Source organism: Kitasatospora sp. NPDC002551, assembly GCF_040296005.1.
Classification (GTDB): Bacteria; Actinomycetota; Actinomycetes; order Streptomycetales; family Streptomycetaceae; genus Kitasatospora.
On sequence record NZ_JBEOWI010000020.1, the window covers coordinates 84,232 to 110,865 of the forward strand.

The 26,634-nt window shown below is 76.0% G+C and carries 24 protein-coding genes; 14 read left to right on the forward strand and 10 right to left on the reverse strand.

Going from position 1 to position 26,634, the window contains the following annotated elements; all coding sequences use genetic code 11:
• The first annotated feature begins 66 nt into the window (after nucleotides 1–66).
• Nucleotides 67–1,293 (forward strand): Dyp-type peroxidase, encoded by a 1,227-nt coding sequence (locus tag ABT093_RS18840; protein WP_350565584.1) that lies wholly within the window; start codon nucleotides 67–69, stop codon nucleotides 1,291–1,293.
• Nucleotides 1,294–1,333: 40 nt separating this feature from the next.
• Here the strand turns inward: ABT093_RS18840 and ABT093_RS18845 are convergent, their stop codons facing one another.
• Nucleotides 1,334–2,917, reverse strand: coding sequence for an AMP-binding protein (locus ABT093_RS18845; protein WP_350565585.1), 1,584 nt, complete (start codon nucleotides 2,915–2,917; stop codon nucleotides 1,334–1,336).
• A 270-nt stretch (nucleotides 2,918–3,187) separates the two neighbouring features.
• On the opposite strand from ABT093_RS18845, the gene ABT093_RS18850 reads away from it, so the two are divergent.
• Together ABT093_RS18850 and ABT093_RS18855 are read left to right on the forward strand one after the other, a co-directional pair.
• The gene (locus ABT093_RS18850) at nucleotides 3,188–5,647 is read left to right on the forward strand and encodes a tetratricopeptide repeat protein (protein WP_350565587.1); all 2,460 of its coding nucleotides are present in this window, start codon (nucleotides 3,188–3,190) and stop codon (nucleotides 5,645–5,647) included.
• A gap of 44 nt (nucleotides 5,648–5,691) precedes the next feature.
• Nucleotides 5,692–6,018 (forward strand): DUF6191 domain-containing protein, encoded by a 327-nt coding sequence (locus ABT093_RS18855; RefSeq protein WP_350565589.1) that lies wholly within the window; start codon nucleotides 5,692–5,694, stop codon nucleotides 6,016–6,018.
• A gap of 11 nt (nucleotides 6,019–6,029) precedes the next feature.
• Here the strand turns inward: ABT093_RS18855 and ABT093_RS18860 are convergent, their stop codons facing one another.
• Nucleotides 6,030–6,977: a molybdopterin-dependent oxidoreductase gene (locus tag ABT093_RS18860; protein ID WP_350565591.1), complete on the reverse strand. Its 948-nt coding sequence runs from the start codon at nucleotides 6,975–6,977 to the stop codon at nucleotides 6,030–6,032.
• A gap of 229 nt (nucleotides 6,978–7,206) precedes the next feature.
• On the opposite strand from ABT093_RS18860, the gene ABT093_RS18865 reads away from it, so the two are divergent.
• Complete coding sequence (locus ABT093_RS18865) at nucleotides 7,207–7,590, forward strand: hypothetical protein (RefSeq protein ID WP_350565593.1); 384 nt, start codon at nucleotides 7,207–7,209, stop codon at nucleotides 7,588–7,590.
• Between the two features lie 449 nt (nucleotides 7,591–8,039).
• Nucleotides 8,040–8,168, forward strand: coding sequence for a hypothetical protein (locus ABT093_RS18870; protein WP_350565594.1), 129 nt, complete (start codon nucleotides 8,040–8,042; stop codon nucleotides 8,166–8,168).
• Here ABT093_RS18870 and ABT093_RS18875 read toward each other — a convergent pair.
• Complete coding sequence (locus tag ABT093_RS18875) at nucleotides 8,149–8,613, reverse strand: helix-turn-helix domain-containing protein (RefSeq protein ID WP_350565596.1); 465 nt, start codon at nucleotides 8,611–8,613, stop codon at nucleotides 8,149–8,151. The genes ABT093_RS18870 and ABT093_RS18875 overlap by 20 nt on opposite strands.
• Nucleotides 8,614–8,801: 188 nt before the next feature.
• On the opposite strand from ABT093_RS18875, the gene ABT093_RS18880 reads away from it, so the two are divergent.
• Nucleotides 8,802–9,788 (forward strand): helix-turn-helix domain-containing protein, encoded by a 987-nt coding sequence (locus tag ABT093_RS18880; RefSeq protein ID WP_350565598.1) that lies wholly within the window; start codon nucleotides 8,802–8,804, stop codon nucleotides 9,786–9,788.
• A gap of 128 nt (nucleotides 9,789–9,916) precedes the next feature.
• A complete protein-coding gene (locus ABT093_RS18885; RefSeq protein ID WP_350565600.1) occupies nucleotides 9,917–10,336 on the forward strand; it encodes a DUF2690 domain-containing protein in 420 nt (139 codons plus the stop codon).
• 67 nt (nucleotides 10,337–10,403) lie between these two features.
• Here the strand turns inward: ABT093_RS18885 and ABT093_RS18890 are convergent, their stop codons facing one another.
• Nucleotides 10,404–10,841 (reverse strand): ester cyclase, encoded by a 438-nt coding sequence (locus ABT093_RS18890; protein WP_350565602.1) that lies wholly within the window; start codon nucleotides 10,839–10,841, stop codon nucleotides 10,404–10,406.
• Nucleotides 10,842–11,106: 265 nt separating this feature from the next.
• Between ABT093_RS18890 and ABT093_RS18895 the strand changes: the two genes are divergently transcribed.
• Both ABT093_RS18895 and ABT093_RS18900 read left to right on the forward strand, forming a co-directional pair.
• On the forward strand, nucleotides 11,107–12,072 hold the full coding sequence (locus ABT093_RS18895; RefSeq protein ID WP_350565604.1) for an LLM class F420-dependent oxidoreductase: 966 nt from the start codon (nucleotides 11,107–11,109) through the stop codon (nucleotides 12,070–12,072).
• 306 nt (nucleotides 12,073–12,378) lie between these two features.
• Nucleotides 12,379–13,044, forward strand: coding sequence for a phosphoribosyltransferase (locus tag ABT093_RS18900; RefSeq protein WP_350565605.1), 666 nt, complete (start codon nucleotides 12,379–12,381; stop codon nucleotides 13,042–13,044).
• A gap of 13 nt (nucleotides 13,045–13,057) precedes the next feature.
• Here ABT093_RS18900 and ABT093_RS18905 read toward each other — a convergent pair whose 3' ends face one another.
• A complete protein-coding gene (locus tag ABT093_RS18905) occupies nucleotides 13,058–13,330 on the reverse strand; it encodes a hypothetical protein (protein ID WP_350565607.1) in 273 nt (90 codons plus the stop codon).
• Nucleotides 13,331–13,464: 134 nt separating this feature from the next.
• On the opposite strand from ABT093_RS18905, the gene ABT093_RS18910 reads away from it, so the two are divergent.
• The 3 genes from ABT093_RS18910 (at nucleotide 13,465) to ABT093_RS18920 (ending at nucleotide 15,761) form a co-directional block, all read left to right on the forward strand.
• Complete coding sequence (locus ABT093_RS18910; protein ID WP_350565609.1) at nucleotides 13,465–13,608, forward strand: DUF5990 family protein; 144 nt, start codon at nucleotides 13,465–13,467, stop codon at nucleotides 13,606–13,608.
• 49 nt (nucleotides 13,609–13,657) lie between these two features.
• Nucleotides 13,658–14,074 (forward strand): hypothetical protein, encoded by a 417-nt coding sequence (locus ABT093_RS18915; RefSeq protein WP_350565611.1) that lies wholly within the window; start codon nucleotides 13,658–13,660, stop codon nucleotides 14,072–14,074.
• A 112-nt stretch (nucleotides 14,075–14,186) separates the two neighbouring features.
• A complete protein-coding gene (locus ABT093_RS18920) occupies nucleotides 14,187–15,761 on the forward strand; it encodes a multicopper oxidase family protein (RefSeq protein WP_350565613.1) in 1,575 nt (524 codons plus the stop codon).
• Between the two features lie 49 nt (nucleotides 15,762–15,810).
• Here the strand turns inward: ABT093_RS18920 and ABT093_RS18925 are convergent, their stop codons facing one another.
• Both ABT093_RS18925 and ABT093_RS18930 read right to left on the reverse strand, forming a co-directional pair.
• Nucleotides 15,811–17,952 (reverse strand): HelD family protein, encoded by a 2,142-nt coding sequence (locus ABT093_RS18925; RefSeq protein ID WP_350565615.1) that lies wholly within the window; start codon nucleotides 17,950–17,952, stop codon nucleotides 15,811–15,813.
• A gap of 214 nt (nucleotides 17,953–18,166) precedes the next feature.
• Nucleotides 18,167–18,874 (reverse strand): RDD family protein, encoded by a 708-nt coding sequence (locus tag ABT093_RS18930; RefSeq protein ID WP_350565617.1) that lies wholly within the window; start codon nucleotides 18,872–18,874, stop codon nucleotides 18,167–18,169.
• Between the two features lie 200 nt (nucleotides 18,875–19,074).
• Between ABT093_RS18930 and ABT093_RS18935 the strand changes: the two genes are divergently transcribed.
• Entirely contained in the window at nucleotides 19,075–19,551 is a 477-nt protein-coding gene (locus ABT093_RS18935; RefSeq protein WP_350565619.1) for a GreA/GreB family elongation factor, read from the forward strand.
• Nucleotides 19,552–19,586: 35 nt separating this feature from the next.
• Here the strand turns inward: ABT093_RS18935 and ABT093_RS18940 are convergent, their stop codons facing one another.
• A complete protein-coding gene (locus tag ABT093_RS18940; RefSeq protein ID WP_350565621.1) occupies nucleotides 19,587–20,258 on the reverse strand; it encodes a hypothetical protein in 672 nt (223 codons plus the stop codon).
• A gap of 115 nt (nucleotides 20,259–20,373) precedes the next feature.
• Nucleotides 20,374–22,389, reverse strand: coding sequence for a stealth family protein (locus ABT093_RS18945; protein ID WP_350565623.1), 2,016 nt, complete (start codon nucleotides 22,387–22,389; stop codon nucleotides 20,374–20,376).
• Between the two features lie 610 nt (nucleotides 22,390–22,999).
• Here ABT093_RS18945 and ABT093_RS18950 point away from each other — a divergent pair.
• On the forward strand, nucleotides 23,000–25,726 hold the full coding sequence (locus tag ABT093_RS18950; RefSeq protein ID WP_350565625.1) for a M4 family metallopeptidase: 2,727 nt from the start codon (nucleotides 23,000–23,002) through the stop codon (nucleotides 25,724–25,726).
• 132 nt (nucleotides 25,727–25,858) lie between these two features.
• On the opposite strand, the gene ABT093_RS18955 is transcribed toward ABT093_RS18950, so the two are convergent.
• The gene (locus tag ABT093_RS18955; protein WP_350565627.1) at nucleotides 25,859–26,608 is read right to left on the reverse strand and encodes an NAD(P)-dependent oxidoreductase; all 750 of its coding nucleotides are present in this window, start codon (nucleotides 26,606–26,608) and stop codon (nucleotides 25,859–25,861) included.
• Nucleotides 26,609–26,634 lie beyond the last annotated feature (26 nt).

Genomic DNA, 26,634 nt, shown 5'->3' on the forward strand with positions numbered 1-26,634 from the left:
CGGGGTGACTGACGATCAGGAAACGTGATTTGCATGGCACGTGTTCTATCGTCTCCAATAGGGCGCATGCCCACCGAACCGGAGAACCCGTCGCTTTCGAACCCCTCCGCCGGCGCCGCGGCCTCCGGCGTCGGGCGGCGGAGGGCGCTGCTGGCGGCCGGTGCGGTGCTCGCCGCCGGCGTCGGCGCGGCGGTCGGCGAACTGGCGGACGGCGGCCGCGCGCCGGGCCGGGCCGGCGCCGCCACCGGTGCGCCGCCGCCCGAGGCGCCGATCCCGTTCCACGGCGTCCGGCAGGCCGGGCTGACGTCCCCCCAGCTCCCCGCGACCAGACTGCTCGCCTTCGACCTCCCGGTGACCTCCGCCGCCGCGGACCGCGAGGCCCTGCGCGCCCTGCTCGCCGCCTGGACCCGCACCCTGGCCTCGGCCGCCGGCGCGTCCCCCGACCCGCGGCTGCGGGCCGACGGCGGCCCGCCCCGGCTCACCTCCCTGGTCGGCCTCGGCCCGGCCCTCGCCGCCCGGCTCGCCCTCGCCGTCCCCGCCGGGTTCGCCGAACTGCCGGCCTTCCCCGGCGACCGCCTCGACGCCGCCCGCGGCGGCGGCGACCTGCTGCTCCAGCTGTGCGCCGACGACCCCTGGACGCTGGCCGTCGTCGCCGAACTCGCCACCACCGCCGCCCGGAGCGCCGGCGCCACGCCCCGCTGGGCGCAGTCCGGCTTCCTGCCCAGGACCGCCCCGGGCACCACGCCCCGCAACCTGTTCGGCTTCAAGGACGGCACCGCCAACCCCGACGAGGACGCCTCCCGGCAGTGGGTCTGGGGCCCGCCCGGGCCGCACGAGAACGCCACCGTCCTGGTCTACCGGCGGATCCGGATGGACACCGCCGCCTTCGCCGCCCTCCCCGGCGAACAGCAGGACCTCGCCATGGGCCGCCGCGCCGGCGACGGCGCCCCGCTGACCGGCACCGCCGAACGCGACGAGCCGGACCTCTACGCCAAGCACCCCGACGGCGCCTACGTCATCCCGGTCACCGCCCACGTCCGCCTCACCGGCCCCCGCCTCGACGGCGGCGCCCGGATGCTGCGCCGCGGCTACAGCTACGACGACGCCCCCGGCGACCGGGGCCTGCTGTTCTGCGCCTTCGTGCGCGACCCGGGCCAGTTCACCCGCGTCCAGAACCGCCTCGCCGAGCGCGACGCGCTCAACCCCTTCGTCGAGCACACCGCCTCCGCCGTCGCCTACGTCCTCCCCGGCGCCCCGGAGGGCACCGCCCTCGGCGACCAGCTCTGGGCCTGACCCGCGTCCGGCCCCGCTCCCTGCCGACCGAGGCGTGCTCTCAGACCGAGCAGGCCGCGCGCAGGCGCTTCTTGTCCGGCTTGCCGACGGGCGTCAGCGGGATCTCGTCGACGAGGTGGAGCACCTCCGGCGCGAAGATCCGGCCCTTGCGCGCGGTGACGAAGGCCCGGAGTTCGTCCAGCCGCGGCCGCTGCCCCGGGGCGGGGACGACGGCGACGTGGACGTGCTCCGCCTCCTGGTCGTCGCGGATCCCGAAGACCGCGCAGCGGGAGACCGCCGGGTGGGTGAGCAGGAGGTCCTCCACCTCGGAGGGGTAGACGTGCCCGCCGACCACGATGATCAGGTCCTTGGTCCGGTCGGAGAGGTAGAGGTAGCCCTCCCCGTCGAAGCGGCCGACGTCGCCGGTGTTCAGCCACCCGTCGCGCAGCACCGCGGCGGTGAGGTCGGGCCGCTTCCAGTACCCGGCCATGACGGTGTCGGAGCGCAGGTGGATCTCGCCCTGTTCGCCGGTGGGAAGGTCGGTGCCGTCGAGTGAGCGGATCGCCACCTCGACGCCCGGTACGGGCCGTCCGACGGGGATCGGCCCGCCCCGGCGGATCCGTTCGTGCTCCCGCGGGGGGAAGACGGTGATCAGCTGCGCCTCCGACAGTCCGTAGATGCCGGCCAGGACCGGCCCGAACACCGTGAGCGCCTCGCGGATCCGGGTCGGCGAGGCGGCGCTGCCGCCGTAGAGGACCTGCCGCAGGCTGGACAGGTCGGTGCGGCCGACCGCCGGGTGGTCGAGCAGCCGGTGGAGCAGCGGCGGCAGCACCCAGAGGTCGGTGATGCGTTCACGGTCGACGGCCGCCAGGACCGCGCCGGGGTCGAAGGAGCGCTGGAGGACCACCGTGCCGTCGCGCTGGAGGGTCAGGTCGGCGAGGATGCCGGCGAGGTGGGCCAGCGGGGTGGCGGCGAGCAGCCGGGGCGGTCCGTCGGCGGGATCGCTGCCGATCGGGGCGTCGAAGGCGCGGCGGTAGGGCCCGTGCAGGCTGAGGATGCCCTTCGGGATGCCGGTGGTGCCGCCGGTGTGGCGGATGCCGAGGTCGTCCCCGGGCCCGACCCGGACGTCCGGCGGCTCGGCGGGGCGGTGGGCGGAGGCCGCGACGACGTCCTCGCCGATGGCCGTGCCGGAGCCGGCGTCCGGCCCCGGGCCGAGGGCGAGGACGGCGGGTACGTCGATCAGCGGGAGCAACTCGGCCGCCGAGGAATGCCGTTCGGCGTCGACGAGCAGGAGGGTCGTGTCGACGCTCGCCGTGATCTCGGCCAGGACCGGCGCGCTCATGCCGTCGTACAGGGTCACCACCCGGGCGCCCGCGAGGCCGGCCGCGTACCGGGCGGCGAGCGCCTCCGCGGTGTTGCCGGTCAGCAGGGTCACGGTGGTGCCGCGGGCGGCGCCCCGGGCGATCAGCTCGTGGGCGAGGCGGTAGGTGGCGGCGGCGAAGGCGCCGGAGGTGATCCGGGAGCCGTCGGCGGTGACGACGGCCTCCCGGTCGGGGCCGGAAGCGAGGGACCGGAGGATCAGCGCGGGGCCGCTGACGAACTCCGCGTCGCCGATGGCTACTTCTTGCGTGTCGTTCGCAACCATGGGCACAGGCTAGCCCCGCCCCGCCGCCGCGCCGGGGATGTCCGGTCGGTCCGCGGCGTGAACCTGGAGCCACCGCCGGACGCGCGCCGGGGCAACGGGACCCGCGCGCCGCTCGCACGACCGCCGTTCGGGTGGCGCGCGGTCGGGTGCGCCGGTGATCGAAGCGGTCGACCACCGCCACCCAGGCGGCGCCGCACCCGCTGCACGCGGCGGCGCCGCCGTGGGCGAAGATGAAGGCGGCGGATCGCACGGGGCGGTGGGGGGCAACAGGTGAACGGGGACTACGGGGACGACGGCGCCACGCGCGTGCGCAACCGGCTGACGGACAGCACGGTGCACGGCACCGTCGTCCAGGCCGGGCGCGCGGACGTCGTCATCCGGGCGTCCGACCCCGTCGAGCAGACCGTCCCGGTGACGGTGGCGCCGCCCCTGGGCCGGCGGGACGCGAGCCGCCCGCTGCGCGGGCGCGCCGACGTGCTGGCCCGGCTGGAGGCCGCGCCGGCCGGGGACCGGCTGCTGGTGCTGTGCGGGATGGGCGGCTGCGGCAAGACCGCCCTGGCGCTGGAACTCGCCGCCCGCCGCGCCGAGGCGGGCTGCCGGGTGTGGTGGGTCGAGGCCCGCAACGGTCCCGCGCTGGAGGCCGCGCTGCGCGCAGTCGCCCGCCGGGCCGGGGCGGGGTCCGAGGAGCTCGAACGCGGTGACACCGCCGACGTCCTCTGGTCCCGGCTGGCCCGCCTGGACACGCCGTGGCTGCTGGTCGTCGACAACGCCGACGACCCCGCCCTGCTCGACGGCCCGGGCGCGCTGAACGCGGGCACCGGCTGGATCCGCCCCGCCCCCGGCAGCGGCACCGTCCTGGTCACCACCCGCGAGAGCAGCCCCGCCACCTGGGGGCCGCTCGCCCGGCTGCACCCGCTGCAACCCCTCACCGGCGCGCACCTCGACGACGCCGCCCGCGTCCTGCGCGACCACGCTCCGGACACCGCCGGCACCGGGGCCGAGGCCCAGACCCTCGCCGCCCGCCTCGGCGGCCTGCCGCTCGCCCTCTACCTGGCCGGCGCCTACCTCACCGAGGCGGCCCGCACCCCGGCGCCCTTCCGGGCACCCGGCACCCCGACCACCTACGCCGACTACCGGCGGGCGTGGGAGGAGCGCCCGCAGGGCCTGGACCCCGAGCACGCCCTGTCCCGGACCTGGGCGATGTCCCTCGACCTGCTCGAACAGCGTGGCCACACCCACGCCCGGCGCCTGCTGGAGCTGATCGCCTCCTTCGCCGACGCCGACCTGCCCTACACCCTCCTCCTCACCCCCGACCGCCTCACCGACGCCGGGCCGCTCGCCGAACTGGACGGCCCGGCCCTGTGGCAACACCTCACCGCCCTCGCCACCCTCGGCCTGATCGATCTCCCGGACGCTGTTCCCGACACCCTCCCCGTGCTGCGCCTGCACCCCCTGGTCCGCGACGCCTCGCGGACACCCGAGGCGAGTGCCATCGCGGCTGCTGTCCTGACGGAGGCGGGGCTCGCGGACGAGACCGGGATACCGGAGGACCCCGAGTCCTGGGAGGTCTGGGGACTCCTCGCCCCGCACATCCTGGAGAGCTTCCACCGGGTCGAGCCCGGGCGCCTCACCGACCTCTCGGACTTCACCGAGGCTGTCGACCTGGCGGCCCGGTACCTCCATGTCGGAGGCCTCCTGACCCAGGCCCGGGCGGAGTTCGAGGAACTCCTGGCCTTCGAGCGCGAGCGGGTCGGCGACACCGAGCCGTCTCCGGTCGCCATCCGGCACCATCTCGCTGCGGTCCTGCGGGACCTGGGGGAGTTCGAGGCGGCTCGGGCGGAGCTGGAGTCGGTTCTCGGCGTGGAGCGCGAGCGGGTCGGCGACACCGATCCGATCACCCTGCACACCCGTCATGAACTCGCTCTGGTCCTGACCGGTGTGGGGGAGTTGGAAGCGGCCAGGGTCGAGTTCGAGAGCCTCCTCGTGATCCGGCGGGACCACCTGGGCGACTCCGACCCCCTCACCCTCACCACCCGGCACGAACTCGGGCGGATCCTCTACGGTCAGAGGAAGCTGGAGGCGGCCCGCGCGGAGTTCGAGGCGATCCTCGCCACCAAGGGTGAGGAGTTCGACCGGGACCATCCCGCGACGCTCGCCACCCGGCACCACCTGGCCCTGGTGCTGCGGGACCTGGGGGAGTCGGAGGCGGCCCGGGCCGAGTTCGAGGCGATCCTCGCCGCCCGGCGGGGCCGCCTCGACGAGGATCATCCCGCAGCGCTCGCCACCCGCGCCGCGATTGCCCAACTCCTCTGTGATCTGGGGGAGCTGGAGGCGGCCCGGGAGCAGTACGAGGCGGTTCTCGCCATCCGACGGGTCCGGATGGGCGAGGCGCACCCTCAGACGCTCGTCACCCGCCACAACCTTGCTGTGGTGCTCGTCACCATGGGGGAGTCGGAGGCGGCCCGGACCGAGTTGGAGGAGGTTGTCGCCCTTGAGCGCGAGCGGTGGGGGGACGCGTACCTGGCCGGCCTTCCCACCCGCGGTCTTCTCGCCCTGGTGCTGCTCGAGTTGGGAGAGCGGGAAGCGGCCAGGGCCGCGTACGAGGCGATCCTCGGAATCCAGCGCGAGCGGTTCGGCGACGACCATCCCGACACGGCTGTCACCCTACGGGGCCTCGCTCTGGTCCACGATCTGGAGACGACCGGCCCCGGGCCGGCGCGACCGGCCTGATCCCGGCCGGGAACGAAGCCGCCGGCACCGGGCGTTGGGCGGACATGGTGATGATGTCGGGTCTGCTCCTCATGGCCGCGCTGGTGATCGTGCCCTTCACCCTGGCGGCGGCCCGGCACGTCGTGGTGCGGTCGGGCCGGCCGGGACGGCTGGCCCGCCGGCTGGCGGCCCGAACGCCGAGCGGCGGCGGCCCCGGCCTCGGCGCCACCGCGACCGAGGAGTTCCACGCCTTCCTCAACGCGAACAAGCGCGTGCAGAGCGAGCAGCGGCGGACCCAACTCGCCCTGCGCGACGACGACCACACCGGCGCCCCGCCCGGCACACGTCTCGACCTGGACCTCGGCACCGCCGTCATCGAGCGGCACCGCTAGCCGCCCCGGGCTCAGAGGGCCAGCACCTCGACCGTGTGGACGGCGTTGCGGGCGCCGGACGGGGGCTGGACGCGCCCCCGGGCGTCGGTGGCGCGGCAGCGGACGCGGTGCGGGCCGGGGGAGAGCCGGCAGGGCAGGGTGAACCGCTGCCAGACGGGGTGCGGGCCGCGCGGCCGCAGGAGCGCCGGCCGCCAGCCGGTGTCGTCCACGGCGACCTCCACCGCGACGACCGGATCGAAGCTCCACGCCCGGCCCGTCACCTCGTACGCCCCGGCGCGGAGTTGCCCGCCGTCGTGCGGGGCGAGCAGCTTGCTGTTGACGTCGACCTCCCGGACCGGACGCGGCGCGCCGCCGCCCGGGGGGACGCGGGTGTACAGGCGGGTGGTGAACAGGTGCTCGGGCCGGTGGTCGGCGAGCACCACGCGGGTGAGCCACTTCACCGAGCTGGTGGCGAACATCCGGGGCGCCACCGCGCGCAGCGGGAAGCCGTGCCGGACGGGCAACGGTTCGCCGTTGACGGTGTCGGCCAGCAGCACGTCCTCCCGGGCCTGTTCCAGCGGGAGGTCCTTGAGGTACGCCAGCCCGCTCTCGCCCGCGAAGGCGCCGCGGTCGGCGCCCTCGAACCAGACGTGCCGGGCCTGCGGGCGCGGGACCGCGAGGTCCAGGACGTCCGCGAGCGCGACGCCGGACCACTCCAGGTTGGCCACCGCGCGGGTCGGGACGTCGGGCCGCGCGGGGCTGCCGAAGCACTCGTGGAAGGCGGTCAGGCTCGTCCGGGCCAGCCCGCGCAGCGCCGACAGGTCCAGCCAGAGCGGTCGCTCCACCAGGCCCTCGACGGTCAACGTCCAGGAGGAGGCGTCGAGTTCGGGCGGCGGCCCGAGGTGGTTGCGGACGAAGAGCCGCTCGACGGGGGTGAGGAAGCCGTCGGGGGTGCTCGGATCGGCGGGCGTTGCCTGCACGCGGGCTCCGTTCGTCGTGGGGTGGGGCGGGATGGGCGGACCGCGGGGGACCAGAGGAAGGATTCCGGCCCCGAACGATCCGTGTCCACCCGTCGGCCCCGGTAGCCTGGCGAAGACCGGCCGGGGGCGGGTGCGCGGGGGAGTGGTGCGGCGTGGATGACGGACGGGACCTGCGGGTCCGTGCGTTGACGATCCATGAGCTGGCCTACCTGGCGGCGGGCCGTGGCGGGTGGCCGAGACGGCGCTGGTGCGGATGCTCCTCACCGCGCGGGTGGAGATCGACCGGCACGGCATGGTCCGGGTGGTCCGGCCGCGTCCCCGCGACGAGGTGGAGGCCGTCCTGCTCGCCGCCGTCGCGCTGACCCGCCGCACGCCACCGTCCGCCGACCCGTACACGCGGCCCGCCGACGGCGTCGTCCCCCTCCTCGCCGCCCTCCGGGCCGGTGAACCGCTCCCGCCGGGCTGGCACCTTCCGGAGGACGCCCCCACCCCGACGGGCCGCACCAGCTGGGCCGCCCTCGCCGCCACCGGCGTGGAGGCCCTCGGCCGCCCCCGCCTCACCGTCGCCTTCCACGGCCGCCCCGTCACCCCGGCGCCGCGAAGACTTCGCTGACTCGTCGCCCGGAGCAGGTGGCCGGGTTCCGTCGGTTCGCCACACTCAAGGGAGGACGGCCAGCCGGAGCGGGAGGGAAGCGGTGCCGGACGGTCCGGGCAGCGCGGGCGGGACCGGCGGTCCGCCGGACCCGGAAGGCCCGGCGACCGCGGCGACCGGCCGGTACCAGCGGCCGGTCGTCCAGTTCGCGCTCTGCCCGCTGGCCGCGCTCGCCCTCGCGGCCCCGGCGGCGTCCCGTACCCCGTCCGGGCCGAGCCGTACCGCAGGGGCTCCCCGGCCCCGGCGACTCCGGATCCCGCGGTCCACGACCACGACCGGTACCTGACGGGCATCGCGGACATCACGGTGGGCGACGACAACCTGCTCAGGGTCTCGGCATCATCGACGACGCGGACGTCCCGAACTGCTCGACGAGGACCCGGCTCGTCGAGGGCAAGGTCGACTTCGACGTGCTGCGGGCAGACCAGAGCATCTGCGTGAAGACCAGCCAGGGCCGGTGGGTCCTGCTCCGGATCGCGGCCCGCCGGCCGAGGTCCGCGTACACCTTCCACGGCGGCTTCACCGGCGAGCCGCGGTAACGGCGCCGCCGGGCGCCGGCCGTGACACCTGCCGCCGGCTGCCGCGGCCGAGCGCGGCCGCGGTGCCCAGGGCGCCCGCGGCGAGCGCCCAGGCGGCCCAGTGCCTCCGGGCCGGCAAGGGCGCCGGTGGGGGCGGTGGCGGCAACGGCGGCCGTCCAGGGGCCGGCACCGGGGCCGGGGTGAGCACCCGGGCCGTGGCGTGCCAGCGTGCGGTCCACTCCCGCTCGTCGCCGCCGCAGGCGCGGACGTAGGCGAGGGTGACCGGCAGGGTGGGCAGCCGGGCGCCCGAGGCGGCGGCGGACAGGGCGCTCGCCGAAGTGTGCACCCGCGCGGCCATCGCCCGGTAGACGGGGGAGCCGGCCGACCGGCGCAGGGCCCGCAGCTCGGCGGCGAAGCCTTCGACGGGACCGGCCGCCGGATCCAGTGGTTTCTCGTGACGACCCATCACGCCCTCCGAAATCTCGTCCCGCACCCGGACCCGGGCCGCCGGCGGGGCGGACAGGGGGTGCACAACTATCTACTCTGGTCAGGAAGTTGTCCGGCAATGCCGTCGGGTCCCGGACAATCACGCGGGAGCGGTGGCAGGGCGCGACGCCACGGCGGTCCGGACAATCCCGAAGGGGGCGAACCGTCATGGGAAGGCCTGGACGACCGGAACGGCCGCTGGACCCGGACGCCGGGCCCGTCGAGGCGTTCGCCCACGCGCTCCGTGCGCTGCGGCGGGAGGCGGGAAGTCCGTCCTACCGGTGGATCGCCGCCCGCGCGCACTACTCGCACACCGTCGTCTCCGACGCGGCCCGTGGCGAACGCCTGCCCACGCTGGCCGTGACCCTGGCGTTCGTCGAGGCGTGCGGCGCGGACCGCGGCGCGTGGGAGGCCCGGTGGCACCTGCACCAGCAGCTGGCCGCCGCCGGCACCAGGACGGCCCCCGCTGACGCTGACGCGGCGCCGGAACCGGACGCCGCCCCGTCGGCGGAACCGGAGCATCCGGAACACCCGGAACACCCGGAACACCCGGAACCGTCGGAGCCGTCGGAGCCGGACGGCGCGAGCCCGAGGCGCCGCTTCCGCCGGCTGCCCGGCCGCCGGGCGACGGCGCTCGCCGCGCTGCTCCTCGCCCTCGTACTCGGCGCCGGCACGACCGGCTGGCTGCTGCGGCCGGTACCGGCCGCGCCGACCACCCCGCCGGTCGAGATCGAGGACGGCACCAACCCCAAGCTGGCCGGCTGCACCGCCGACGCCGTCATCCTGGACTCCGCCCCGGTCACCCTGCGCGCGGAGGCCCGCCTGCACGGCAGCGTCCTGCCGGTCGGCACCGTGCTCGGCACGGTCTCGCTCATGTATTCGTCGCACTGCGCCGGCGCCTGGCCCCGGTTCTTTCCCACCCCGGGCCTCAATCCGGATCCGGGCGACACCGCCGCCGCCATCGTCACCGTCGAGGGCGAACGGGCCATCGACAACACCGTGACGACCTGGCGGATGGGACACGTGGACTCCGCCTTCGCCGATGTGCTGCTCACCGGCCACGGCTGCGTGACGGCCCGGGCCCGCGTGCAGATGGCGGGCCAGGACGCCTTCGGGACCGGCGAGACCAAGTGCCTTACCCGGTGGCGGGCGTAGGCCGCGTTGACCACGTTGGCCGCGCTTTGTGCGGGCCCGCCCGCCGACCGCGCGGTCAACAATCCGCCGCCCTACAACAGGTGCCGGGGCGAGCACCGCCCCACCAGGACCCGACGAAGGGTGGAGTGATGAGGCACCGCAGGAAGACACTCGCGGCGGCCGGCCTGCTGCTCGCCGGCGCGCTGACCGGCGTCACGGGAACCGGCGTCGCCGCGGCGGCCCCGGCAGCCGTGCAGGCGGGCTGCTACGGCGCGAGCTGCACCGGCAAGGACCCGAAGGCGATGGGCTGCGACGCGGACGCGCGGACGGTCGCCGACGCCTGGATCGGCACCGTGTACCTGCAGCTTCGCTACAGCCCGGCCTGCGCGGCCAACTGGGCGAAGATCGAGCCCGCGCCGCTGGGGTGGCACTTCTGGGTGGAGAACGCGAAGGGCGAGCGCCAGGACGAGCGGGTGGGCTGGCCGGACTCCTCCGCTTACACCACCATGGTGGACGGCACGGTGGCGGCGCGTGCCTGTACCGAGAGCGGCTGCACCGGCTGGCGGTGACCGCCGTCCGCTGAACGGGAGCCGCGCCGGAGGTCCACGCGCCCCCGGTGCGGCTTCCCGGCGCCCGTCAGGCCGGGGCGAAACCGAGCTGCCGCAGCTGGCTGAGCAGGTCGACGACGCCCCAGGTCTCGGCGATGCGGCCGTCGGCGGTGAAGCGGAAGACGAAGATCTCGTCGTACCTCACCGCACGGCCCGTCGCCGGGCGGCCCAGGTAGTCGCCGAGGTGGGTCCCGGTGACGGTGTTGCGGCTGACCACCTTGTCCTCCTCCGCGATCACGTCCTCGACGGTGACGCGCAGGTCGGGGAAGGCCCGCAGCAGCGTGGTGAAGACCTGCTTCAGCGCCTGCGCTCCCGTGCTGTCGAGCGGCAGCGGCGTGCGGATCTCCAGGCCGGGGGCGGCGACCTCGTCGATCGTCGCCGCGATCAGCTCCGGATCGCCGGAGTTGACGGCGTCGTGCAGCCTGCGCAGCGTGGCGACGTTGGCCAGGGAAGGGGACGTGGACACGGGTTCCTCCTCGGTTCGGACCTCCGTGCGGAAGACGGATGCCGCCCGCGATCTGTGACACCGCGCCCCGCCGATCCGCCGGGCCGCCCCCGGCCGGGGTGGACGCGAGCGCGCCCGTCGAGGGACCCGGCCCGCGGTGTGGGTCAGCGGCCGCCGCGCTGGACCAACACCGTGATCAAGACGCTGTCGCCGCACCTGCTCACCAGTGTGTGAAGCCCTCGCGGCGCGGCGTTTCGCTGCGCCGGACCGGGGCACGCGCCGCAGCATGGTGCAGATCGGCTACACGATGATGGGCGAGCAGCGCGGACCGCGCGAGCTGGTGACGGACCTGGTGCGGGCGGAGGAGGCCGGCTTCGACTTCTCGGTCGCCTCCGACCACTCCTTCCCCTGGCTCGACGAGCAGGGCCACTCGCCGTACGTCTGGAGCGTCCTCGGCGCCGCCGCGCAGGCGACCGACCGGATCCCGCTGATGACCTACGTCACCTGCCCGACGATGCGTTACCACCCGGCGGTGGTGGCGCAGAAGGCGGCGACGGTCCAGCTGCTCTCGCAGGGCAGGTTCCGGCTGGGCCTCGGCTCCGGGGAGAACCTCAACGAGCACATCGCCACCGCGGCCTGGCCGCCCGCCGACGTCCGCCAGGCGATGCTGGTGGAGGCGGTGGAGATCATCCGCGAGCTGTTCGCGGGCGGCTACGTCAACCACCGCGGCCGGCACTTCCAGGTGGAGTCCGCCCGGCTGTGGGACGTGCCCGACCGGTCGCCGCCCATCGGCATCGCGGTGTCCGGGCCGCCGTCCTGCCGGATCGCGGGCGAGCTGGCCGACCTGGTGATCGCCGTCGAGCCCGAGCGCGAGCTGGTCGAGGCCTTCGACCGGCACGGCGGCGCGGGCAAACCGCGGGTGGGCCAGTTGCCGGTCTGCCACGACCGGGACCGCGACGCCGCGGTGGCCCGCGCGCACGCCGAGTTCCGCTGGTTCGGCGGCGGCTGGAAGGTCAACTCCGAACTCCCCGGACCGGCCTCCTTCGCGGCCGCGAGCCGGTTCGTGCGGCCCGAGGACGTGGCCGCCGCGATCCCGTGCGGCGACGACGTCGAGACCTTCGTGGACGCCGTGCGCCCCTACGTGGAGGCGGGGTTCACCGAGGTCGCCCTGGTGCAGGTCGGCGGACAGTCGCAGCGGCCGTTCCTGGACTGGGCCGAAACCGCGCTGCTCCCGGCCCTCCGCGAGCTGTGACGGCGGCCGTGGCCGGACGCCGGGCGGGCCCCGACCGCCGGTCCCTCCTGGCCGCGGCCGCCGCCGTCGCGCTCGCCGTCCGGCGGGAGCGGACCGGCGGACCCCCGCAGTGGTCACCGACGATCACCGCCGTCCGTCGCCCGAAACCGCCCGCCGACCAGGCGCTTCTCCCGATCCGTGGAATCGGTCGCACCGGCCGCGACCACGGTGTGTGCCGACGGCGCCCCGGGGTAGGCGCGCAACGGCAACGGCAACGGCAAAGGCGGCGACCGGGGCCGGCCGCTGCCCGCGGACGAGGAGGAGCACGTGACCGCGCTGTTCACCAACCGCCGCGACGCCGGGCACAGGCTGGCCCGGCGGGCTCGCGACTACCTGCGCGCCCGCACGGGGGAGGAACCGGTGGTCGTCGGACTGGCCCCGGGCGGCGTCGCGGTCGCGGCCGAGGTGGCGCGCGAGCTGGCGGCCCCGCTGGACGTCGTGGTGGCCCGCCCGCTCAACGCGCCCGGCAACGGCACCCCGCTCGGCGCGCTCGCCGACGAGAGCCCGCCGGTGCTGAACCGGCGGGCGATGCGCGGACTCGGGCTCGCGGAGGAGGACCTCGCGGCCGAGGTCACCCACCAGCGGGTGGAGCTGCACCGGCTGGAGAAGCTGTACCGGGACCGCAGGCCACCCCTGCCGGTGGACGGCCGGACGGTGCTGCTGGTCACCGACGGCGTGGTGTTCGGGCCGGTCACCCCGGCCGCCGTGCACGCACTGCGCGACCGGGGGCCGCGGCGGCTGGTGCTGGCCACACCGGTGTGCGACGCGCGCTCGGCGGCGGCACTGCGCCGGATCGTCGACGTCCTGCTCTGTCTGCGCGAGGCCACCTACCTGCACGCGGCGGGCCCCTGGTACGACGACTTCCGGGACGTCACCGACCGCGAGGTGGCCGTCCTGCTGCGCCGGCAGCCGGCGTGCCGCCCGGGCCCTTGAGCCCGAGGTCCGGTCAGATACCGCCGGCCGGGAGCAGCAGCAGGCGCTCGGGGTCGAACGGCATCCAGGCCGGGGCCTCGCCGCGCCCCATCGCCCGGACGCGGCACCACGCCTCGGCGCCGGCCGGGCGCCACCAGGCGTTGATCCGGCCGACCGACCAGCTGCCGTCCGGCCGGTTGATCTGGACCGGCTGGTAGGCCGGCTCCACCTCGTGCGCCGGCGGCTGCCATCCGGACGCGGCGGTCGGGCGGGCCACCGCGGTGTGCTGCCGGGGCTGGTCCGTCATCGCTCCTCCTCCTGTGCGGGCCGTCGGAGCCGACTCTACAGGCGTGTAGTAGTTCGTGGGGGTCCTTCGGCGGAAATTCGGTCGATCGGGCGGGTGCCGGAGGTGTACGGTCCGGTGTCGCGCGGGCGAGCGGGGTGCCGGCGCCGCGCCCGGCCGCGACGGAGAGCCGGCTCGGGCTCACCGACGCCAGGGGGCACCCGCTCTGCGCGGCCGTCCGGCCGCCGCAGGTGGTCTGGTCGGCCGAGGACGCCAACGGCCCCGCCGCGTCGGGGAGCTGAGGTCCGGGCTTACCCGGACCACATACCGCCCCCCGGTATAGTGGCCGCCATGTGTCCGGCCGCCGCCCCTGCCTCGCGCGACCCGCGTCGCCGTGCGGCGGGAGCGGCGCTCGTCCTCCTCCTGCTGACCGCCCTCGGGCTGGTCGGCCACCACAGCCTGCCGGCCGGCCTCGACCCGGCCCCGCACGCCGCCATGGCCACGGCGGCCACCGCCCACCACCCCGGCGCGGCCGGCCACCGGGCGGCGACCGTCGCCGAGCGTCCGGCCCAGGCCTGCGCCGAACACCGGGTCTGCTCCTCGACGGCGCCCGCGCGCGGCGTCCTGCTCGACGCCCCGCCGCAGGCCCGCCTCGCCACCGAGGCCCCGGCCGGCCCCGCGCCGCACCGCCCGGTGACGGCGCGCGGCATCCCCTGGCCGGGCGCACCGCCGCCCGACCTCGACCTCCTCTCGGTCTCGCGCAGATAGGCGCCCCACGGCGGCCGGGAGCGGCACCTCCCGCCCCCCGCCGCCGGACAGCCCTGTCCACCGGCACGGCCGACCAGGCCGGTGCCGACGCGCACTCATCCGAGAGACCTCGATGCCCGAATTCACCGTCAACCGCCGTTCCCTGCTGCTCGCGGGCCTGGGCGCCGCCGGCGCCGGCCTGCTCGCCGCCTGCTCGGACGCGGCCGGCGCACCGCCGCTCGTCGACCCCTCCGGCAGCCCCGTCGCCGAGGCGGAGGCCAAGCGGCGCGGCACCGGCCGGGAGCGCCCGGTGACCGTCACCGCGACGGCCGACACCGTCGACCTGGGCGGCGGCACCACCGCCCCGACCTGGACCTTCGGAGCCCTGCCCGGCACCGCCGTCCGCACCGCGGCCGGCGACACCCTGGTCGCCACGCTGAACAACCACCTGCCCGTCCCGACCTCCCTGCACTGGCACGGCCTGGCGCTGCGCAACGACATGGACGGGGTCCCGCCGGTCACCATGCGGCCGGTCGCGGCCGGCGCGAGCTTCACCTACCGCTTCGTCACCGACCGGCCGGGCACCTACTGGTTCCACCCGCACGTCGGCGTCCAGCTCGACCGGGGCCTGTACGCACCGCTGATCGTCGAGGACCCGCAGGAGCCCCTGGGGTACGACGAGGAGTGGGTGGTCGTCCTGGACGACTGGCTGGACGGCGTCACCGGCACCCCCGACCAGGCGTTCGCCGAACTCCGCAAGGGCATGGGCGGCGACAGCGGCGGCGGCCATGACATGAGCGGGATGAGCGGCCACGACATGAGCGGCACGGGCGGCACGGGCGGGACGAACGGCGCCTCCGGCCCGGGCCCGTCGTTCATGCTCATGGGCGCCACCAGCGAGCTGCTGGGCGGCGACGCCGGCGACGTCCGCTACCCGCACCACCTGGTGAACGGCCGGATCGCCGCCGACCCCGAGGTGTACCGCTCCGGCCCGGGCCGGCGCGTGCGGCTGCGGATCGTCAACGCGGGCGGCGACACCGCCTACCGCCTCGCCCTGGGCGGGCACCGGCTGACCGTCACCCACACCGACGGCTACCCGGTGCGGCACGAGGAGGTGGACGCCCTGCTCGTCGGCATGGGCGAGCGCTACGACGCCCTGGTCACCCTCCAGGACGGCGTCTTCCCGCTGACCGCGCTCGCCGAGGGCAAGAACGCCGCCGGCCGCGCCCTGGTCCGCACCGGCGCGGGCGAGGCGCCCGCCGAGAGCGTCCGCCCCGCCGAGCTGAACGGCCGGATCCTCGCCGCCGACGCCCTGCGCGCCGCCGACGAGGTCCGGCTGCCGTCCCGCAGGCCCGACCGCACCCACCGGATCGAGCTGACCGGCGGCATGGCCCGCTACGACTGGGCGCTCGACGGCCGCCCCTTCGACATGGCCGACCCGGCCGCCCGCGCGTTCCTGGTCGGCGGCGGCGAAAGGGTGCGCCTGGAGTTCGTCAACCGCACGGAGATGTGGCACCCGATGCACCTGCACGGCCACACCTTCCAGGTCGGCGAGCAGGGGCCGCGCAAGGACACCGTGATCGTGCTGCCCGGCCGCACGGTGACCTGCGACTTCGACGCCGACAACCCCGGGCGGTGGATGGCGCACTGCCACAACGCCTACCACGGCGAGGCCGGGATGATGGGCCTGCTCGCCTACCGGGCCTGAAGCCGGCCCCGGGGCGGAGGGCGAGCGGCCCCCGCCCCGGGGAGGGGCCTCAGGCCTCCCGCGCGACGTCCTCCCGCACGGCGATCGTGCACAGCCGCTTGGTGGCCCGGGTGAGCGCGACGTACAGGTCGCGCTCACCGCCGGGGCGGGCGCCGGCGATCCCGCCGGGGTCGACGACGAGGGCGGCGTCGAACTCCAGGCCCCGGGCCTCGGAGGCCGGCACCACCCGGACGAGCTCCGCCGCTCCGGCCTCCGACGCCACCGTCGCCAGCGCCTCCGTCAGCGCGCCGACCGAGGCGTCCGGGCCGACCACACCGATCAGCTCGCCCGGGTGCGCGGCCGCCTGCGCGCGCAGCTCCGCGCCCAGGACACCGGCGAGCGCGGCGGGCGTCGCCTCCAGGGTGCGCGGCGGCTCGCCGTGCCGGATCGAGCTCACCGGCGGCTGGTCCGGGTCGATCCTGGCCAGCAGTTCGCGGGTGGTGGCCAGGATCTCCTCGGTGGTGCGGTAGCTGACGGTCAGCGTGCGCAGGTCGAAGCGGCCGCCGAGGTGCGGGGCCAGCGCCTCGTGCCAGCCGCGCGCGGTGGTCGCCGGACCGGCCTGGGCGAAGTCGCCGACCAGCGTCATCGACCGGCCGGGGCAGCGCCGCAGCACCATCCGCCACTGGAGCGCGGTGAACTCCTGCGCCTCGTCCACCACGACGTGGCCGAAGGACCGCTTCGGCGGGCCGTCGAGCAGGCTCGCCGCCTCGTCGAGCAGCGGCAGGTCGGCGTCGGTCCACGGCGCGCCCAGGGCGCGCAGCAGCAGCGCGCGCTCCTCGGCCGTGAACGCCGGCAGGTGAGCGGCCAGCGCCGCGCGATCGCCCAGCAGGGCCTCCACCACCGCACCGGGCGTCAGCCGCGGCCACAGCTCCTCGACGGCGCGCTCGATGTGGGCGTCGTCGAGCAGCTCGGCCCGCATCGCGTCCACGTCGAACCCGGGGCCCTCGTCGGCCGGTCCGGGCTCCAGACCCAGGTTGCGCAGGTCCCTCGCCGCGACCCGGTCGAGGTCGACGCCGGTCAGCTCGGCGACCTCGGCGTCGATCCGCGCCAGCGTCTCGGCGGCGCCCCGGGCCAGCTCGGCGGTCACGGCGTCCACCAGCAGCTCCTTGAACAGCCGGCGGGCCCGGTGGTGGGCGAGGCCCCCGGCACGGGCGGCCTCCCGGACCCGGGCGACCTCCGCCGTGCCGAGCCGGACGTCCTCCTGCCCGACGCGCACCGCCAGCTCCCCGTCCGGCGCCTGACGCCCGCGCACCACCGCGGCCAGCGCGTCGGCGAACGCGGCGTCGCCCTTGAGCCGGGCCACCCGGGGCCGTTCGGCGACCGCCTCCGCGGCGCCGGACGCCTCGGCGCCGACGGCCAGTTCGGCGCAGGTCGCCAGCACGACGTCGTTCTCGCCGAGCGAGGGCAGCACCTGCGCGATGTAGTCCAGGAACCGGGCGTTCGGCCCCAGCACCAGGACGCCCTGCTCGGCGGCCTTCGGGAAGGCGTAGAGCACGTAGGCGGCGCGGTGCAGCGCGACCACCGTCTTGCCGGTGCCGGGACCGCCCTGGACGACGGTGACCCCGCGGTGCGGCGAGCGGACGATCGCGTCCTGCTCCGTCTGCAGCGTGGCCACCGCGCTGCCCATCCGCCCGGTGCGCCGCTCCTGGAGCGCCGCAGCCAGCGGACCGTCGCCGACCACGTCCTCGGCGGTGGGCTCGGAGCCGTCGAGCAGCTCGTCGCTGATCCCGGTGACCGTGCGCCCGGTCAGCCGCAGGTGGCGGCGGCGGCGCAGGCCCATCGAGTGCACCGGCGTCGCCTCGTAGAACGCGCGCGCCGCGTCCGCCCGCCAGTCGACCAGGGCCGGCAGCTCCTCCTCCGCGCGCTGCAGGCCCAGGCGGCCGATCCGCAGCGCCGTCCCGTCCGCCAGGTCGATCCGCCCGAACACCAGGCCGCCCTCGGCGCCTTCGAGACGCCGCACCTCCCGGGCGAGCCGTTCGGCCGCCGACTGCCGCTCGTACGCCTCGGTGGCGCCCTCCGCCCGCGTCGCGAGCGTCACGGCGAGCTGCGCCCGGGTGTCGGCGAGCCGGTCGTCGAACAGGGCGACGACGGCGGCCACCTCCGCCCGCTCCAGTTCGACCTGGCGTACCACGTTCTCCTCGGCCTGCGGCACAGGAAGTGCTCCCCTCTCGGTTTCGGCCTGCCACTATGCGAGGTCGGGCGGGGAAAGTAAACGTTGACCTCCGGCCCCGAGGTGTGTCCTGATCCGCCGTTGCCTCCTGGTCCGCCGCGCAGGACCGCCCGCCCCGGAACGCGGCCGGCCGGGCACCGGGCCGCGCGGCGGCGGCCCGGTGCCCGGCCGGCGGGCGTGCGGGGGAGCCCCGCGGTCAGGACTCCTTGATCACCACGGTCTTGGCGGGCTTGTCGTGCAGGGCCTGCTGGTACGGCTTGTCCCACAGCGGCCACAGGACGTTCAGCAGCGCGAACAGCGAGCCGACGCAGTAGACCGCGTTCGGCAGGGTGTACAGCGCCGCGCGGATCAGCAGGGAGTTCTCGGCGGGCTTGCCGCCGCTCGCGAGGTCGACCACCCGCAGCTTCATGACCTTCTTGCCGACCGTCTGGCCGCCCTGGGTGAGCAGCATCGCGGCCTCGTAGCCGAAGGAGAGCAGGGCCGCCACGACGTAGTACAGGATCGAGGCACCGAAGATCGTGAAGAGCAGCAGGGTCGGGACGAGCAGCACGCAGACGTCGATCAGCCGGGCGACCAGGCGCTCGCCGATCGGGGCGAGCGGTGGGCCACTGGGCACCGGGGAGCCGTAGGGCCCGGGCCGCGGGTGACCGTGCGGCCAGGAGCCCTCCGGCTGCCCGTACGGCTGCTGCGGGGGAGTGCCGTAGCCGGGCTGCCCGTACGGCTGCTGCTCTCCGTACGGCGGCTCCGCGTAGGGCGGCGGCTGCTGGCCGTAGGGCTGGCCGTACGGCGCCTCCTGCTTGTACGGCTGCTGGTCCCCGCCATAGGGGTTCTGGTTCTGCTGACCGTAGGGGTTGGACCCGTCGTACGGGTTCTGGCCGTGCCCCGTGGGACCGTTGGTGCTCATCGTGGCTGGTTCCCTGCCTTCGGCGATGGTGTACAGCTGTTCTATCGACCCCGCGTCCGCCCCGTGAAGGCGGAGCGGCAAGTCGTTACCGATCGGGCACACCCTTGTCGCCGAGCCGGGCGGCGGCGAGTCCGTTATGTTCGGAAATACCGGAATCAGCCCGCGCCGCCCGCCGCGGCGGCCCGATGAGGGAGACGGCCATGACCGGTGCACCCGAACCCATCAGCGAGGTCGGCCGCAGCGCGCTGGAGCGGGAGCTCGCCGACCTGCGCGCGGAGCGCGAATCCGTCGCCGCCACCCTGCGGGGCGGCGAGGAGGTCGGTGATCCGGCCGACCAGGCCGACGAGTTGCAGCGGGCCGACCGGCTGGACGCGCTGGACGGCCGGATCGCCCGCATCGAGGGGCGGCTGCGCGGGGCGGCCACCGCCGGGGCGCCGAGCACCGAGAGCGTCGGCGTCGGCAGCACCGTGAGGCTGCGCTTCGGGGACGCCGACGAGATGACCGTGCGGATCGGCGAACTCGCCGAGGGGGTGGACCCGGACCTGGTCACCGCCGACAGTCCGCTCGGCCGGGTGCTGCTCGGCTGCCGGGAGGGCGAGACCGTCGAGTACGAGGCGCCCGGCGGCCGGACGACCGCACTCGTCCTGTCCATCGGCAGCGGCGGCGCGGCGTCGTAGCGCCCGGCCCCCTCCCGGCGGGCGCCCGACCGCGTTCAGGCCGCGGGCCGGCCCGGGACCCAGAGCGGCACCGGGGAGGTCGGCGCCATGTGGCGGGCCGCGTCCTCGTCGAGGACGGCCAGGGCCCGGTCCCGGTCGCCGCCGGTGAGCTCCGCCAGCACGGCTGCGGCGGCCCGGGCGCAGGCCAGCACGAGGGCCAGCAGGTCCTGGCGGCGGCAGTGCTCCCGGACGTAGGCCGCGCACCGGTCGGTGACGTACGCGGCGTGGGCGGCGCGCTCGGCCGCGCCGTCGGGGCCGGTCCCGGCGGTGGCCCGGCGCACGCCGTGCCAGAGCAGGACGAGCGCGTCCGGCTCGGCGGGGTGGGACGCCTCGGTGAGCCGCGCGCACTCCCGGGCCTCCGCCGACTCCCGGCCCAGCCGTTCCAGGGCGGCCGGGCCGTCCCCGTGGTGGCGCCGCAGCACCAGCTCGGCCGCCCGCCGCACCACGGCGTGCAGGACGGCCTCGGCCGGCACCCGCAGCCCGGGCGCGGCCGGGTCGGTGAAGGCCAGCCAGGCGTCGGCGAACGAGGCCGCCCGCAGCTGCCCCAGCCAGGGCGCGGACGCGGCCGCGGGCGCCAGCCGCTCCTCCACGGCGAGGCGGATCAGCCCCACGCCGATGAGGTCCGGCGCGCCCGCGTCCGGTCCCAGTCCGATCAGTTTGGCCCTCATGGGCGTGCCCCCCGGTCAGCGGTCGTCACTGTGCCGGGTCATCCCATCACAGTGCGACGCGGACGAACGGGATCGGGCCGCCGATGAGACGCACGACACGTGCCCGGGGCGGTCGTCAGCCCTGCTCGGCGGGCTCCTCGGCTTCCTCGGGCCGCTCCGGCGCCGTCTCGCGGAGCTCGAAGGGCGAGGGCACCGGGAAGTAGGTCCGCAGGAAGCCGGTGACGGCCCGCTCCTGCTCCTCGGGCGACAGCAGGTCGCGGGTGCCGTCCGCGAGGCAGAAGTAGTCCGCCCAGCGCTCCTCGTGCAGCTGCGCGAGCCGGCCGAGGTCCTCGGTGCTGTCGGTGACGAAGTAGCCGTCGTAGAGGTGGCCCTCGACGGTGCGGGCGGTGGCGTGGCCGTAGTGGATGGCCAGGGTGACCGGCGCGAGGTCGCCGGCCGAGCGGAAGGGCGAGCGGACGGTGTCGTGCAGCTCGGCCGCGAACCGCTCCGCGCTCTCCGCCAGCACGCTGCGGCGCAGCGGGTGCGGCGAGTGCTTGAGGGTGCGCGGGTAGGTCTTGCCGACGGCGGCGGCCAGCGCGCCGCGGGTGTTCTTCTGCGCGGCGACGTACACCGAGTCGCCGGGCTCGGCCTCGCCGGGCGGCACGATCCGGTTGTCGGGGAAGTACCGGGGCATGCCGTTGCCGAGGAAGAAGTCCTCGGGGACGAGCGGACGGCCGAGGAAGATGTCGTCGTTGAGGTAGAGGAAGTGCTCGGCGAGGTCCGGGACGAGGTGCAGCCGGGTCTCGATGGCGTGCGAGTTGAACACCGGGCCGGCGTCCGTTCCGGCGAACAGGGTGCGGTGCGGGACGACGGTCAGGCCCGGGTGGGCGGTGTCCAGCCAGTGCGGCGTCTGGTCGTCGGTGACCAGGTGGATCCGGCGGATCCACGGCGCGTGCGCGGCCAGGGCGCGCAGGCAGTAGCGCAGCTCGTCGCGGTTGCGGAAGCGCTGGTCGGCGTCGCCCGCGATGCCGCTCTCGGCGACCCCGTCCTCCTCCGCGATCGGGGCGGCGGTGTGCGCGAGCCGGGCGCGGGCGGCGGCCCGGCGCTCCTGCCAGGCGGGGTCGGCGTCGTCGACCCAGGTGATCACGGCGTCGATCGGGAAGTCGACCTGCTCGGGGAGCGAGGCCGCGAAGACGTCCAGCAGCGGGTAGGGCCGGCCGCCGACGGTCGTGGTGGCGTTGGCCTCCAGGGAGGGCACCCACCAGCCGAACGGCGTCTCGTCGATCGAGGCGATGGCGCCCTGGGACGGCGCGGCGGAGTCCCAGAACTCGATGTCGCAGCCGGTCTCGGGGCCGTAGAGAAGGGTGTCGATCACGGCGGGGCGGTAGATCCGCACGCCCTTGACCCGGTCCGCCGGCCAGATCGGGCCCGCCTGCCCGCCGTCCTGGTCCGCGTCCCCGCCCCGCTCCTCGGCGGTCTCGCCCACCGGGGCGTCCGGCGCCGGCTCCAGCAGGCCGACCGCGCCGGGCAGCTGCTCCGCCAGCACGGTGGTCAGGGTCCGCCCGTGCTCCAGGAGGTCGGCGTAGACGGCCTGGCCGGCGAACGCGGCGGCCAGCGCCTCCAGCACCGCCGCGCGGTCGCCGGGCCGGATCGCCAGCCGGTGCCGCGGGTGCCGGTCGGGCACGATGCCGTGCGCGAGGCCGGCCGCCCGCAGCGCCCCGCTCACCTCGGCCAGGTTTCCGTCCCGGCGGTCGGCGGGCAGCAGCGTGTGGCGGGTCTCGGCGAGGTGCTCGCGGTGGCGCACGACGCCCGGGAGCGCGCCGAGCAGCTCCTCCTCGCGCGCGGACCGCTCCTCGCCGAGCCGCTCGTACGGCGAGCGGCGCTCCTCGTGCCCGGCCTGCTCCTGCCCTGCCTGCCCGCTCTGCTCCGTCTGCTCGGTCTGCCCGCTCTGCTCCGCCCGCCCGGCCTCCGGGACGACCTCGTGACCGGCCTCGGGCGCGGCCTGCTCCGGTGCGCCGGCCGGCTCGGCGGACGCACCGGCGGGCGCTTCGGCGCCGGGGCCGGCGGGCGTGCCGGCGGCCGACCGGTTGCGGCGGGCCAGAGCGGTCAGCGGGCGCATCTTGGCCGCGAGATCGGCCGGGCGGATGGGCAAAGGGAACTCCAGGGGCTCATGGTTCAGGTGTCGGGCGTTTCACGTGCCCCGCACAGCGGGGCCTTCGGCCCGAACGGCCCGGATCGGTTCTCCCTCGTGTTTCCGGAGCAGTTCAGAAGGCCGGCCGTCGGGCTCAACTCTGCTTCTCCGGTTCTTCCTCACAGCTGGCTCATGGCACCCGGTTCGGGCACAGGTCGGGCGGGCTTCCGGCTCGCACGAGATCGTATGCGACCAACAGAATTTTATGTTGAGCAATAGTAACAATCAGGTGTCCTTTTGGCGCTGCGAGGCAATGGCCCGGCGGGATTCGCCCGATTTGAATGGTGTGCAGTTTCTCTGAGGGAACGTCATCGATTCACTGATTCACCGGTTTTGTCGCCTATGCGCACCCGAAGTGCATTCCCCGGCGACGGCCCGGGCGGTGGAGGCGCATGGCGCCAGGCGGTCTGCATATGCAGGTCATCGACATATGCCGAGAGTTGTCCTATGGTGTTCGCCAGGCGGGCGGCCGGCTCCGGAGAACGGACGAGCCGTGGGGGGTGGGCCTGCCCCGCCGCACACGCGTGGTCCGGCACCCGGCCGGACCCTCCGCTTCCACAGGAGGACCGCAGTGCACCACCGTTCCCGTTCGCCCAGGCTGCTCGGCGTCGCGATCGCGGCCGTCCTGGGCCTCGGCCTGGGCGTCCCGTCCGGCACCGCGGCTCCGGCCGCCGACACCGATCCCGTCCCCGGGCTGGTCGCCGGATCGGACACCGACGCCCCGCAGCTGGTCACCGGTCTGGCCGAGCGGGCCGCCGGCGCCACCCCGGCCGACGCCGCGCGGGCCCACCTGGCCGCCCACCGGGACCGCTACCGGGTCGACCCCGCGCAGCTCGTGGAGACCGGCACCGAGCGCGCCGCGGACGGCCGTCGCACCGTCAGGTTCGCCCAGCGGCACGGTGGCATCCCGGTCTTCGGGGCCGCCTACCTCGTCCACCTGACCGGTGAGGGCGACGCCCAGCGGGTCGAGTCGGTGGGCGGCAAGTACTTCACCGGCCTCACCGCGCCGACCGCCCAGAGCGTCCCGGACGAGGCGCTGCGCCGGCTCGCGCTCGGCAGCGTCGAGGACCCGGCCGCCCGGGAGGGGGCCACGGCCGAGGACCACGGCCTCGTGGTGCTGCCCGGCGGCACCGGCCGGCTCGCCCGCCACTTCACCGTGCGCGGCACCGACGCGGCGGCCTGGGGCGCGAAGGCCCGCGAGGTGTTCGTGGACGCCACCACCGGTCAGGTCGCCCTCGCCCACGACGTGCGCGCTCCCTACCGGGCCGAGGGGCCGGCCGCTGCCGCCACCGGTGCCGCCGCCGGCCTGGAACCCGCCACCGGTACCGCACCCGACGTCCACGGCAACCCCGTGCGGGTCAACCTCGGCCGCCTCCCGGACGGCACGTACCAGCTCACCGACCTCACCCGCCCCGCCACCATCACCGTCTACGACGCGCAGGGCCGGGAGGAGCTGGACTTCCGGGGGAAGATGCCCGCCGACGCCCGGCCCGCGGCCTCGCCGACGCCCGACTTCCCGGCCTCCGCCGCGGCCACCGGCGCCGCCAACGCCCAGCTCAACGCCGCCGCCGTCGACGACTTCTACCGCGACCGGCTCGGGCGCCAGGGCATCGACGGCAGGAACGGCCCGATCACCGCGGTGGTCAACGTCACCAGCTTCGGCGAGCCGTACCGCAACGCCGCCTGGGACGGCCGGAAGATGGTCTACGGCGGCGGGAGCGCCAAGGAGTACCCGTTCGCCGTGGCGCTCGACGTGGCCGGCCACGAGATGACCCACGGCGTCGTCGAGAACACGGCCGGACTCGTGCTCCGGGGCCAGTCCGGCGCCCTCGACGAGGCGATCGCCGACTACTTCGGCAACGCGATCGAGGTGACCGCCGGCGGCCTGTCGATGGACGACCCGCGCGCCGCCCTGCTCGGCGAGAGCCTCTGCCGCACCGGCACCCCGGAGTCCTGCGCCGACCGCCGGCTGGACGACCGCCGCAGCACTGTCGACGACTACATCGGCGTCGCGGCGGACATCGACAGCAGCGGCGTGCACCTCAACTCCACCATCGTCGGCGGGGCGCTGTGGGACATCCGGCGCGCCCTCGACCCGCTGACCGCCGACCGCCTGGTCTACCGCGCCCTCACCGAGTACCTCACCCCGCTCGACGGCTTCGTCGACGCCCGCAACGCGGTGCTCGCCGCCGGCCGCTCGATGGGCCTCGGCCGCGCTCAGCTGCGCACCGTCGCCGGTGCGTTCGACGCCCACGGGATCAAGGAGGGCTGGCAGCGGCGGATCGGTGTGGACAGCCGCGTCCTGCTGGGCGACATCCCCAGCGGCCTCATCGCCCCGGACGTCGCCAACGGCCGCTGGGTGGCGGCCACCAGCGAACACGGCTTCGGGGGCAACCTCGGTGTGCTGGCCGGCACCGTCGCCGGCTCCGCCGGACCCGTCGCGCTCAGCCCGGTGGACGGCCGCTCGCACGGCTGGCCCGCCACCGACGGCACGACCGCCGCATGGGTGGCCCAGGGGGCGATCGCCGGAGGCGCCTGGGGCTCGGAGGTGCTGGCCCGCCCGATCGACGGCGGCCCGGTCCGGAGCCTGCGCCGCGGCTCGAACCAGATGGTCTTCGACGTCCGGGTCTCCGGCGGCACCGTCGCCTTCCGGGTGAACGACTTCACCACCCACCGCACCTTGCCCGCGCTGTCGCTGAACGGTGCTCCGGCGGTGGAGATCCCGCTGCCCGACGGCCACGACGCGACGGACCTCACCCTCCGCGGCGGCCTGCTCGGCTGGACCGAGACCTGGAGCGCCGGTGAGCGGACCGTGTACGCGCCGACCGTCTACTCGATCGCCACGGGCAAGGTGGTCGCCCAGTACGTGCTGGACGGCGCCACCGCCACCAGGGCCGACCAGACCCGGCTGGCCGGCGACCGGCTGCTCTGGGTGGAGACGCCCGAGGACCGCAGCAAGGGCGGCTCGATCCGCTCCGGCGCCGTGGACGGGTCCGGTGTGACCGACCTGCTGACCGGCACCGCCGCCGACCGGCGCGACATCACCGGCCTGACCGTCTCCGACCGGGCGGTGACCTTCGGCCATGCGTTCCGCTGGCCGGGCGGCGCCGTCAAGAACGCCGAGCTGCCGAAGCTCTGGCAGCTGCCGCTCGCCGGTGGCACCCCCGAGCGGGTCTCCTGCAACCGCGGCGGCCAGTACGCGCCGGTGGCGGACCGGGGCACCCGGGTGCTCTGGCTGGACGCCACGGCCGGCCGCACCGATCTGGTCGTGCGCGAGCGCGCGGCCGGCACCTGCTGACCGGAGGGCGGCTGCCCCGGGATCCGACCCAGGGCGCCCGACCCCGGCGCCCGGACCCCGTCCGCCCCTCGGTCGCCCGCCCGGCCGCTGCAACCCCGCAGCGGCCGGGCGGGCCTTCGCCGTACCGTCAGATCATCGGGACCGTCGGGCCGTCACCACCGGCACACCGCCGGGACGGCCGTCGAGCAGGGCGGCGAGGTGGTCCGCGCAGCGCACCGCGGCCTCGGCCGGGCGGCGGGCGAGGCCCTGCACGTCCATCCCCAGGGCGCGGGCCCTCGCCGCCGGCGCCAGTCCGGTCCGGCCCAGGCCGACCACGCCGAGCGTCAGCGCCGGCAGCGCCCGGGCCGGAGCCGGCGGGGTACGCCAACGCCCCTCGTGCGAAGCCTCGTTGTACGCGGTGAGATCGCGGGTCAGGGCGAGCAGCTGGGCCAGGGCGAACTCGGCGACCGCGTCCGCGTTGGACCCGGGCGTGTGGGTGACCGCGACCCCGTGGCGGGCGGCGGCCGCCAGGTCCACGTGATCGGTTCCGGCGCCCGCCCGGCCCACCACCCGGAGCCGGTGGACGAGCCCGTCGCCGGTCGCGGCGGCGAGGAACGCGGCGCGCAGCGGCACCCCGGCCCGGGACTTGACGGCGTGGAAGCCGGTGCCGCCCGCCACGGCGGCGGCGATCAGGGCCGCCTCGTGGAAGGGGTCGATGTCGGTGAACTCCACGCGCCCGGCCCAGCCGGAGCGCACCGCGCGGTGGTCGGCCACCCGCCGCAGGTTGAGGGTGACGGCCAGTCCGTGGCCGAGCAGGCGCGCCAGTTCGCGGTCCAGCAGCTCCCCGGGCGCCGCGTCCAGCAGCAGGACCCGGTGGTGCGCATGGGCTTCTCCCCGTGACACGGCCGGGGAGCGGCGGCCGACAGTCG